Genomic DNA, 11581 nt, shown 5'->3' with positions numbered 1-11581 from the left:
TTCTTCAAACTCTTATCAAAATTCTTTGAAAAACTGTTTTTGCAAATTTGCGATTTTTAAAGCATAATTCAACTTTATTTAACCAATATTATCATTCTGAAAACGAGAAAAGATGAATTTGAAGAACAAAAACTTTAATGGTCAACCACAAAAGGCACAAAAGTTTTTAAACACTTAAGTTTTTTAAGTTTAAAGCTTTGTGTTGAGAAGGTCACATAAGCTTTAAAAATCAAAGATTTTTAAGTAGGTCTGCTTGATCTGTTTTATCTGCAAGCAAAAATTTCTGTGAAGATTTGTGGCTTCTGTGGGAAAAACAAAAAAACAAAAGAAATAAAACACTTAAGTTTTTTGAAGTTAAAAAGCTTAGTGCTGAGAAGAACACATAAGTTTAAAAATCAAAGATTTTTAAGTAGATATGCTTAATCTGTTTTATCTGCGGGCGAAATTAAGATATCTGTGTAAATCCATGTATATAAAAGTCCTGAAAGAAATTAAACTTTCAGGACTTTCACGATATTAATTTTATTTTTAAGCCATCACCATATTGTTTCTTCTTGATGCCTTATCACAAAGAACATCTGCAATACTTTTAGAAATAAGATTTCCTTCTGTAAGATTATCCAACCAAAAGAATTCTCCTGCTGCATTGATCTCGATGAAATAATATTCATCTTCAGGAGAAACAATCATGTCTATCGCACCATAATCTACGTGATAGACATCCAAAAGTTCTAACAATTTTTCTTCAATATGACTTGGCAATTCTGTTCTGTTCCATTTATTGATCAGATTAATACCGTCTTTTCTCCAGTCAATTTTTGCGTCCTCAGACTGCTGGGAATCGATTTCAAAAGCGTAAACATCTCTCCCTACAATGGTAATACGGAGTTCTTTTTTCTTTTGAATCATTTGCTGGAACTGCATTGGACAATATAAAAGTGAATCCAGTTCTTCTAACTTATCTTCACTAACAACGTTTGTAAAAACCACATTTTCCACGCCGTCTTCATAAATAGCAAAGCCGGTTTGCATTTTAGCAACGACATTTTGATGTTTCACAATAAATTTTTTCGCTTCTTCAGGATTATTAGTGATACAGGTTGCCGGAATGGTCAAGCCTAATTTATCAGCGATTTTTAATTGCTCTTCCTTACTGTCAAGTCTCCTATAAATACTAGGTTTGCCTAATGAATAAGCATCCACCGATTCAAAAAAGCCAAAAAGGGTATTACGGATCTCTCCCATGGCTGCCCCGTAAAATTTTGAATCCATTTCATCTTTCAATCCTTTTCCAATGTTGTAGGCACGTCTGTACCAAATTGATGAAATATCATCCAAACGGTATTTAGTATTTGGAGTTTCAAGAATACTCACCCATTCTCCATTCTGGAAAACAGTTGACAAGTTGTTTTGTAAAGGATATAAATCAACATCAAAGCGAATGACTTCACAATTATTTTGTTCAATATATTCTGTTACTTTTTCAATCGAAAAATTATCTGCGGTATGGGTTATAATTAAAATTTTATTCATGGAAATTAATTCTTTTGATAAGGTTGTCGGCAATTCTTTCTGCTATGGGAAATCCTAATTCTTTCTGTAACATTCCCCATTCTCCCTGTGGATTGACTTCAAGGAAATAATATTGTCCATCCATTCCTTTCATGATATCGATGGCTCCTATATAAAGCCCCATTTCTTTCATCATAGAAGTCAGATTTACTTTGATAAGGCCAGGTAACTCGTAAGCTTCCCAGAAATAGCCTTCTCTGGCAATTCTCCAATCGGAATTTTCATTATTATTGATCTTTCCGGTAAAGAATTCACCATCTACATAGACAATTCTTAGCTCATATTCTTTATCAATATAAGGCTGAAAAATCATAGGACAATACACGATATCCGAAAGATGTTCCAATGTGCCTTCTTCGATTATTGTAGTGGCCACCAAGTTTTCACCACTCATTGTCTTTGTCGTTACACCATGAAGTTTGGCAATAGCTTTTCCTTTACAGTACTGATGAAAAAAAGAAGTTACCTGCTCTCCATCGTTGGAAAAAATGGTCTTAGGAGTAGTCAAATGATTTCTCTGTGCTATTTTGAGCTGAAGCATTTTATTCCCGTCGATCTTTTTTTCATTCTCATAAGGATTGATCCATGGCAAATGCTCCAAGATGGTCAATAAATTATATCGAAGACTTCTGTATTCTTTCAGAAATATTCTCTCATAGTCATCATCCAGTTCTTCAGGTACATTTATTTTCCAGGCTTTTCTATGCCATATCCCTTTAATTTGATCAGAATGAATTGTATTTCCATATTCATCAGTCAATTCAAAAGAATCTTCATGGATACTGATCTTCTGGAAATGATTCAAACGATCAGAATTTAATCTGAAATAAGGGATTTCTTGAGAGGTAAGGTATTCGAAAAAAATATCGATATTATAATAATCCTGGGAATGGGTGATGCAGAGAATCATTAGCCGGTTTTTATTGAAAAGGGAAACTTAAATAGTAAGTTTCCCTTTGATCTTGTTATGTACTTAATTGTTTATTTTATACATATTGAACATCATCGTCACCATCAGAAGGATATTTCAAAGTGTGCATCATATCATCCTGTGGAGTCGTTACGATATCGTAATCCGGTTTTGTAACGACATCTCTTTCAGGAATTGAGATGTCTGTTCCTCCTTTTATAGTTTCAGTATCTTTAATTTGCTTTTCTAAGAAAGAGGCAAAAAAAGGTTTCTTTTTAGAGTTCTTATTTTCCATAATGACCTTTTTTACGTTTTATTGAACTTCTAAAACATCATCGTCCCCATCGGATGGGTATTTCATGGTCACATTATCATTATCCGGCTTGGTAACCCCATCTTTAAGAGCTGTAGTTACATCATCTAACAATAATGAAGTAACACTTCCCCCTTTCACTGTTTCAGGGTCTTTAAGTTGTTTTTCTAAAAATGTTGCGAAAAACGGTTTCTTTTTTGAATTTTTGTTTTCCATAAGTTAATAATTTTATTTTTTTGACAATCCAAAGTACAAAAATTTCAACTTATAGAGAAATAATATTAATTTTTAATAAAATTTTAACATCAATACCTAAAAATAGGTATAAAATTAATTTAAATCAAGAAAATTCTTAACAACACTTGCAAAATCAACAGGGTTTTCGGCTTGCACCCAATGTCCGGCATTTTTTACTGTAATAATTTTCGCATGTGGGAATTGCTGCTTAATTCCATATTCATCTTGTGGTAAAATATAATTAGATCTATCTCCGGCAATAAATAAAGTTTCTCCTTCAAAGACTCCGAACTTTATTGCATTCGAAACAAATTCATTATATTTTTCGGATAATGTTTTAAGATTAAATCTCCAATTAAGTTTCTTATTATCATCCCAATATAAATTTTTGGTTAAAAATTGAACCGTAGATCTTTCCGGGATATATTGATTCAGAACAGCTTCTACCTCATTTCTTGAACCCACAATATTAAAATCAACACTTTCCAATGCTTTAATGACCCCTTGGTGATGTGGAGGATAAGCTTTTGGTGAAATGTCTACAACGATTAATTTTTCTACCCTCTCAGGGTATTTTATAGCAAACTGCATCACGGCTTTTCCACCCAAAGAATGTCCTAGAACATGAGCTTTTTGAATTCCGTAATGATCCATATAATGGGCGATATCATCGGCCAGATCATCATGAGACATACTTTCAGAGTGAAAGCTTCGTCCGTGGTTTCGAAGATCAATTAAATGTACCGGAAGATATTCTCCCAGATCTTTTCCGAAACTTCCCCAGTTATCAAGCATTCCAAACAATCCGTGAAATACTAAAAGTGGTGTTGTTGTTAAATTTTCACCGAATATTTTTGAGTTTAAAATTTCCATATTTTTTAGATAATAGATTTCAGATATCAAAGTTTAGATCATCAACTCAACCCTAATAATTGGGTATAGAATGTGATTTCTAGCTTTTTAATCTATTTTACCATTTTGCCAGTCTCTTCAAATAAGCCTGAACCGTATTTTCCAATCCCATATACAATGCTTCAGAAATTAAAGCATGTCCTATGGAAACTTCTAATAGATTAGGAATAGTATCTGAGAAGTATTTTAAATTTTCTAAGCTTAAATCGTGGCCAGCATTAATGCCTATTCCAAATTCATTAGCAACAACTGCGGTATCGTAATAAGGTTTTATCGCCAACTCTTTGTTACTTACATAGTTTTTAGCATATGCTTCGGTATACAATTCAATCCTGTCCGTTCCGGTTTTGGCAGCATACTCCACTAATTCCGGTAGAGGATCAAGGAAAATAGAAGTACGGATTCCTGCATTTTTAAACTCTGCAATAATCTCTGTAAGGTAATCCAAATGTTTTTTGGTGTCCCAGCCCGCATTGGAAGTAATGGCATCATCCGCATCAGGAACTAATGTCACCTGCTCGGGCTTCACGTCCAACACCATATCAATAAAGTGTTGATGGGGATTTCCTTCAATATTAAACTCAGTCGTAACCAATGGTTTCAGATCGTAGACATCCTTTCTTGTAATATGCCTTTCATCAGGTCTTGGGTGGATGGTAATTCCTTGCCCTCCAAATTCCTGAATTTTTATCGCTGCTTCTGTAACACTCGGTGTTTCTCCTCCCCTTGCATTTCTTAATGTCGCAATTTTATTAATGTTTACGCTTAGTTTTGTCATTTTTTTATTTTGATGTTAGATATCCGAAACTAGAAGATGGAAGTTAGAAGCTGAAGGTTTATCCAGACTTACTACTTCTTTTTGTTTTCTAATTTCTTTATCATTTAAATTGAATTTGTTTTTTGAGAAAAGTTAAGTTTTCTGTTTTTATACTTTAACGCTTACCTGCATTACCTGAAGATCAAATTCCTTTGATGCCACCAGGAGATGATCAAAAATATCTGCCTGAATCTGTTCAAAACGTTCCCATTTTGAATCATTGGCAAAGCAATAAATTTCAAGAGGAAGACCTTGTGGCGTTATATCCAACTGGCGAACCATTCTGGTTCCTTTTTTGTCAACATCCGGATCATTTTCTATGTATCGTTGAGCATAATACCTGAAAACACCAATATTGGTAAGTTGTCTTCCATTGACGATTTTATCACTGTGTTCCAGACTTTCTTTTTCTTTTTTAATCTCGATACTTTTCTCTTCAAGATAATCTGAAATGAGGTTTACATCTTTCAATCGTTCAATATCTTCATCCGTCAAAAACTTGAAAGAATTAATATTGAAATAGATTGATTTTTTAATCCTTCTTGTATTGGATTCAGACATGATCTGAAGGTTTTTAATCTCTGTAGTCATCAAATCATAGGTAGGAATGGTAGAAACCGTTTTATCAAAATTGGTGATTTTGGTAGTCAGAAGGCTTATTTCCGTAATATTCCCTTCAAGACTGTACTTGGGAATGCTTACCCAATCACCTACCTTCAGAATCTTAGATGTGGCCACGTGCAATCCGGTTACAAATCCCAAAATAGTATCCCTGAAAACAAGTACCAAAACTGCTGTAATCGCCCCCAGACTACCTACGATAGTAGTCCCTTTTATTCCAAAAACCACACAGATTCCCACTACAGTAAATACAAAAAGACCCAGAATTTTAACAGTTTCCGAGATCGCATTAAGTGCCATAATCTTATAAAAGTCTTGCTTTATGCTAAAATAATTTCTGAAAGCAGTTAATGATCTATACAGCATCCCTGCAAGGATCAGTACCAACCCTAAGTTTACACATCTTATAATAAAGATTGTTGTTTTAGGGAGAGCATTCTCAGGAAATATAGAGCCTTGTATTGCCCCAACAACAATTAATGCGGCAAAGTGTGCGACAGAATTAGTGATTTTAGCTTGATAAATTGATTTGAGGACCGGAAACTTTTTTTCGTCATGAAATAAGCGAAAAACAGAATTAATCGTAAATTTAAAAACAAAATCTGTAACTAAAAACAGAACAACAAGTAAACTTAATTTTACAATAATATGAAAAATCCAATCCATTCCAGATGGTGAAATCTGAGTGATATAAATGTAAAGCTGCTCACTCAGCTCTTGTATAAAATTTTTAGTTTCTTGTAATTGGTCATTCATTACAGCAAATTTATGAAATTAAGAGTGATGATTTTACTATTCCCCATCAATTTTCATCCCAAAAAACATCTATTAGCAAATATTTAACGAAAATGAGCTATAAAGAAAAAACAGATAGTTTAAGCCGGGAACTGAAGGAAGGAAGTTGTAAATGTTAATAAGAAAACAATATTATTTTGCTGACAAACCTAACAGGTTTTAGAAACCTGTTAGGTTTTTATGACTATAATTGATGGTTAAGCTTAGTTTCTATGGATCAGATGCAAAACTTAGGACTTCTTTATACTGAATTTTTATATAAACGCAAAGACAAGATGCAATTCATTATTGATAAGGGAGCTAAGAAAGCGACAAAAGTCGCTGATGAAGCGATGTAGATATGCGTACGCTTAGAAAGAATCAATACAATTCAGTGTCTTTGCTTCATAAAATACAACACCGGATAATAGAAATCCTTTGTATTAAATTTAAATACTCTAACTTCACAAGTTTTGCTCTTAATCCGTTTCTATACGAAAAATATCCATCTCCGGCAATAATCATTAAAAGCGGTGTATTGGTTTATTTTTCATTTTCTTCCTTCAGTCCCTCTTAATCTTTAATAATTTTTTTTAACTTCAACCTAAAAGTCACTTTTATAAAGTCACTTTTTTTATCTTGCACTTATATTTTTTAAAGAATGGATAACACAGTCATTAATATTCTATGTCTCATTTTATTATTTATTGGAATATTGGGAACTTTCCTTCCTGTTCTCCCAGGATTATTATTAAGCATCTGCGGGCTTTTAATATATAAATTCGGAACAGATGCTGACCTGTCGATGATTTATATCTGGGCATTTGGTATTCTGACCGCAGCATCAGTAGTGCTTAGCTATGTGATTCCGGCAAGAACCAATAAAAAATATGGAGGGACGCGTTGGGGAAGCATCGGTTCTGTTATCGGGACTATTGTAGGAATATTCCTTCCTATCCCTTTAGGCTTTTTGATAGGAATGTTTGCGGGAGTATTTATTGGAGAATTATTGCACGACAGCAAGGATATGAATAAAGCATTACAATCTACCAAAGGTGCTCTTATCGGGTTTCTTTACGGAACCGGCTTCAGCTTTGTAGTAGGAGTGGCAATGTTTTTGGTAGTACTACTTAATATGTTTAATATTATTTAATTAAAAAAACAGAAACTATGTTCCATAAAGCCATTATATTAAGTCTGGGAGTTTTAGCATTAACGGGATGTGATGCTCAAAAAAAAGTAAAAACAGATACGAAAACTCCTGTAAAGATATCCCAAACAGATATGACAAACCCAACCCAATCACAAAACGAAATCATCTACTTCAATGAAGGAGAAAATAAATTTCTGGAGAAGTACAAAATGAATGTTACCTTCAAGGGAATTTCAGAAGACAGCCGTTGCCCTGAAGGAGTCAATTGTATCTGGGCAGGAGTAGCTGTTGCTCAGGTTGAAGTAATGGGAATAGCCACAAGACCAATGATTTTAAATCTGGCCAGTATGGATTTCCCTGCAAAAAATTATCATCAATCTGCAGGATTCAACGGATTACAATTCACATTACAGGAAGTCACTCCTTATCCGAAATCAGAAGGGACAAAAGCACTTGCCGGAAAATATAAAATCGGGATTACAATAGGTAAAGCTGAAGCACCATCGTCTACCACGAAATAGGTTTCTTTCCTTTGGAAATGAGATATTCATTAATCTTTGAAAAAGGCTTGCTTCCAAAAAATCCTCTGTATACAGAAAACGGTGACGGGTGCGCCGATTTTAAAATAAAATGCTTAGCCGGATCAATGAATTCGGCTTTTTTCTGCGCAAAAGCACCCCATAACACAAATACTACATTTTCTTTTTTATCAGAGATTTCTTTAATGATATAATTGGTAAATGTTTCCCAACCCAAATCTTTATGCGAATTGGGAGAATGAGCACGAACAGTAAGCGTTGCATTCAACAATAAAACACCTTGTTTTCCCCAATCATCCAGTTCTTTGGAAGTTCTTACCACACCAAGATCATCTTTCAGCTCAATAAAAATATTTTTAAGTGAAGGCGGTGCAGCAACTTGTTCTGAAACAGAAAAACACAACCCATTCGCCTGATAATCGTTATGATAAGGATCCTGGCCGATAATCACCACTTCAATATCTTCAAAAGGAGTAATTTCCAATGCTCTGAAGATTTGATTTTTAGGGGGAAAAACTTGAGTTGTTGCATATTCATTCTTTACTTTTTCCCATAGGGTTTTAAAGTATTCCGTGCTTTTTATTGGTGCTAAAACTTCTGTCCAGGTCATAATTCAATTTGAAATTTGAAAATGAATATAATTTGAAATAAATAGATTGACAAATTAATTCATTTTTTTAAACTAAAAATAGCATTTTCAAGATTCTTCTCATCTTTTATGTTTTCCTCTAAAACAAATTGATGTTGTAAAAGCAAAGCCTGAGAAGCTTCATTAAGTTTGTGGGTAAATGCTAAAATTTTGTGTAAATTTAAGGTATTAAATCCATACTCTAAAACAGCAGTCAGTGCTTCACCCATAATTCCCTTTCTATGGTAATCAGGCAATAGTTCATATCCTACTTCTGCAGTCTTTTTATCTTCTGAAAAATTCCACAGGCAAATGGTGCCGATCAAATTTTGCCGATCTTTAAAAGAGATACCCCAAAAAGCAATTTCTCTGTTTTGAACTTCTTTTTTAATATGTAAAATAAAATTCAATGAATCATAATTGGTTTTCGGAGAATTCCTTTTCACATATTGATTCGTTACTTCATTACTTCTGATCCGCAGAATATCTTCCACATGACTTTCGTTGATTTCTTTTAAAATTAATCTTTCGGTTTCCAGTTTCATATTCCAAATGTAATAAAACCAAAGCCATTTCTCTATGATTAAAAAGTAGGATAGTATAATTTTAATGCAACGACCACAAGGTTATATATTCTTATGTTTTATTTTCTGTTCGCAAGGACGTTTTACTCAGCAAAAACAAGAATCAATCTTTGCTAAGCGGAGTGCCTTAGCTACCGAAAAAAGCATTCCTATCTATTACTTTGTGAGCAGTGCGTTGAAAACATATCAAATTCACTCATTTTCAAACCTCCACCTCCCTAACATTCACATTTTCTCACTAAATTTGCAATGTGTATATAGATAAAGAAGATTTAGACGAATTAGAGTTTCCGCAATTGCTCGCGGAAATCTCCCCATTTGCGTATTCTCCGAAAACAAGAGAAAAAATTCTTCAACTTCGTCCGATGGAAATTGACGAGGCGGAACTTTCATTAAAAAAAACATCAGAATATCTGTCGAGTTTTGAAAGTTCAAATGCGATTCCGTTTGATGAATATGAAGATATTGAAAGTGAGCTGAAATTGATGCTGATTGAGAACTACCGTCTGGAAAACAATGCTTTCATCAAAATAAAAACCATCACGGAGCAGATCGGAAGATTACAAAAGTTCTTCCCTACCATGCCGGAAACCTTTCCTACATTAATAGAAGAAGTTTCTGTACTGGAATTCAGAAAAGAGATCATTGAAAAAGTAGATAAAGTTTTTAATCGTTTTGGTGAAGTAAAAAGTGAGGCTTCTCCGGCTTTAAAAGGGATAAGAACAGAAATCCAACATGCCAAAAAAGCCATTCAGGAAAATTTCAATCGTGCGCTTACCACTTACGGACAAAGCGACTTTTTGGATGATATACGAGAAACGATTATTGATGATCAAAGGGTTTTAGCGGTAAAATCGGGATTCAAAAAAAGAGTTCCCGGAAGAACATTAGGAATATCAAAAACAGGTTCCATTACTTACATTCAGCCGGACAGTGTTGTAAAACATTACTTCAAACTCCGTGAAAATGAAGAGGAAGAGAAAAAAGAAATTGATAAAGTCCTTAGAAAGCTGACTGCTGAGCTCGCAGAATTTCAACCTCAACTTTGGAGATATCAGGTATATATTTTTGATCTTGACCTTACGAGAGCAAAAGCAAAGTTTGCAGAACTGATTAACGGAGTTCTTCCCAAAATCAACCATCATAAAACGTTAAGGTTAAGAGATGCCTATCATCCATTATTATGGTTAAGAAACAAAGCTGAAAACAAAACGATTCATCCGCAAACATTGACTTTAACGGAACATAACAGGATCATCTGTATTTCCGGACCTAATGCCGGTGGAAAGTCGATTACATTGAAAACGGTTGGATTGTTACAATTGATGATTCAGAGTGGTATTCTTGTGCCTGTTCATCCTAAGTCTGAAATGTTTTTCTTTGAAAAAATCATGACAGATATTGGGGACAATCAGTCGATTGAAAACCATTTATCAACCTATTCATCAAGGCTAAAGAAAATGTCTGGAATCATTCGTGAAGCTGACGCAGATACTCTTTTACTAATTGATGAGTTTGGAACAGGTTCTGATCCGGAATTAGGAGGTGCCCTGGCGGAGAGCTTCATGGAATATTTCTATGACAAAAAGAGTTTTGCTATTATCACAACGCACTATACTAATATTAAACTGGTCGTAGAACAACTTCCGAATGCTCAGAATGCTGCAATGCTATTCAATGAAGAAACATTGGAGCCAATGTACAAGCTCGAAGTAGGCCAGGCAGGAAGTTCATTTACATTTGAAGTAGCTGAAAAGAACAGGATTCCAAGGTTTATCATCCATTCTGCCAAGAAAAAGGTAGAACATGATATTGTCAACCTTGATAAAACGATTGTAAAGTTACAACAGGAAAAATTCGAAGTTGAAAAATTGAAATACGATCTTGCAGAAAGAAAAGAGTCCGTTGAAGACAAGCGGGATAATCTTCAGAAACTGAATGATCAGCTTCAGCAGAAACTCTTCAATTTCCAAAAGCTGTATGAAGAAGAACATCGTAAACTTCAGTTTGGAAATAAGATTGAAACCTTCATTGACAGCTATACAAAAGGAAAATCCAGAAAAGATGTTGTAAAAGACTTCGTGAAGCTTCTTGAACAGGAAAAATTCAGAAAGCTAGGAGCTGATAAAGATGAATCAAAACGTCTTCAGGTTGTTAAAAGGAAAATTACGCAACAGCTAAAAAAAGAAGAAGTAATTGAAAAAATTGCCGAAACCAATGAAAAGCTGGAAGAAAAACGCAAAAGTGACCGTGCCGTTTGGATGAAAATCGGACAACGTGTTCGTATTACCGGAAGTACCAGCGTAGGAACTATTGAGAAGATTTCCAAAAACAAAGTTATTGTCAACTACGGCACCTTCAAGACGACGATTGATGCCGATGAGCTTGAGAGAATATAATTAATTTGAAAATGGATTAATTTGAGAATTTGAAAATTAATAAAATGACTAGTCCTGAAAATCTGATACAGATTATATTACAAAAATAAATAATTAAACCAGAGTAATTTTACTATTGCTTT

General features: G+C 34.0%; 12 protein-coding genes. 3 read left to right on the top strand and 9 right to left on the bottom strand.

The window, feature by feature from the left end; genetic code table 11:
- Window positions 1-528 precede the first annotated feature (528 nt).
- The 7 genes from CW752_RS11330 to CW752_RS11300 form a co-directional block, all read right to left on the bottom strand.
- Window positions 529-1533: an MvdD family ATP-grasp ribosomal peptide maturase gene (locus CW752_RS11330; RefSeq protein WP_101239825.1), complete on the bottom strand. Its 1005-nt coding sequence runs from the start codon at window positions 1531-1533 to the stop codon at window positions 529-531.
- The gene (locus CW752_RS11325) at window positions 1526-2482 is read right to left on the bottom strand and encodes an MvdC/MvdD family ATP grasp protein (protein WP_101239824.1); all 957 of its coding nucleotides are present in this window, start codon (window positions 2480-2482) and stop codon (window positions 1526-1528) included. Before CW752_RS11325 ends, CW752_RS11330 begins: the two co-directional genes overlap by 8 nt.
- Before the next feature lie 76 nt (window positions 2483-2558).
- Window positions 2559-2777 carry a microviridin/marinostatin family tricyclic proteinase inhibitor gene (locus CW752_RS11320; protein ID WP_101239823.1) on the bottom strand — a complete coding sequence of 73 codons (219 nt, stop codon included), beginning with the start codon at window positions 2775-2777 and terminating at the stop codon, window positions 2559-2561.
- Window positions 2778-2795: 18 nt separating this feature from the next.
- Complete coding sequence (locus tag CW752_RS11315; RefSeq protein ID WP_101239822.1) at window positions 2796-3011, bottom strand: microviridin/marinostatin family tricyclic proteinase inhibitor; 216 nt, start codon at window positions 3009-3011, stop codon at window positions 2796-2798.
- A 114-nt stretch (window positions 3012-3125) separates the two neighbouring features.
- The gene (locus tag CW752_RS11310; RefSeq protein ID WP_101239821.1) at window positions 3126-3905 is read right to left on the bottom strand and encodes an alpha/beta fold hydrolase; all 780 of its coding nucleotides are present in this window, start codon (window positions 3903-3905) and stop codon (window positions 3126-3128) included.
- Between the two features lie 97 nt (window positions 3906-4002).
- Window positions 4003-4722 (bottom strand): pyridoxine 5'-phosphate synthase, encoded by a 720-nt coding sequence (locus CW752_RS11305; protein ID WP_101239820.1) that lies wholly within the window; start codon window positions 4720-4722, stop codon window positions 4003-4005.
- Window positions 4723-4869: 147 nt separating this feature from the next.
- Window positions 4870-6138, bottom strand: a complete 1269-nt coding sequence (locus tag CW752_RS11300; protein ID WP_101239819.1) for a mechanosensitive ion channel family protein — start codon at window positions 6136-6138, stop codon at window positions 4870-4872.
- 679 nt (window positions 6139-6817) lie between these two features.
- On the opposite strand from CW752_RS11300, the gene CW752_RS11295 reads away from it, so the two are divergent.
- Entirely contained in the window at window positions 6818-7309 is a 492-nt protein-coding gene (locus tag CW752_RS11295; protein WP_101239818.1) for a DUF456 domain-containing protein, read from the top strand.
- Window positions 7310-7326: 17 nt separating this feature from the next.
- Entirely contained in the window at window positions 7327-7830 is a 504-nt protein-coding gene (locus tag CW752_RS11290) for a hypothetical protein (protein WP_101239817.1), read from the top strand.
- Here CW752_RS11290 and CW752_RS11285 read toward each other — a convergent pair.
- Together CW752_RS11285 and CW752_RS11280 are read right to left on the bottom strand one after the other, a co-directional pair.
- The gene (locus CW752_RS11285; RefSeq protein ID WP_101239816.1) at window positions 7817-8458 is read right to left on the bottom strand and encodes a uracil-DNA glycosylase; all 642 of its coding nucleotides are present in this window, start codon (window positions 8456-8458) and stop codon (window positions 7817-7819) included. The two genes, CW752_RS11290 and CW752_RS11285, sit on opposite strands and share 14 nt — an antisense overlap.
- A gap of 59 nt (window positions 8459-8517) precedes the next feature.
- Entirely contained in the window at window positions 8518-9021 is a 504-nt protein-coding gene (locus CW752_RS11280) for a GNAT family N-acetyltransferase (RefSeq protein ID WP_101239815.1), read from the bottom strand.
- Window positions 9022-9311: 290 nt separating this feature from the next.
- On the opposite strand from CW752_RS11280, the gene CW752_RS11275 reads away from it, so the two are divergent.
- Entirely contained in the window at window positions 9312-11459 is a 2148-nt protein-coding gene (locus tag CW752_RS11275; protein WP_101239814.1) for an endonuclease MutS2, read from the top strand.
- The last annotated feature ends 122 nt before the right edge of the window (window positions 11460-11581 follow it).

The organism is Chryseobacterium sp. PMSZPI (assembly GCF_002835665.1).
Taxonomy (GTDB): domain Bacteria; phylum Bacteroidota; class Bacteroidia; order Flavobacteriales; family Weeksellaceae; genus Chryseobacterium.
This window is presented reverse-complemented; position numbering and strand designations above follow the sequence as displayed.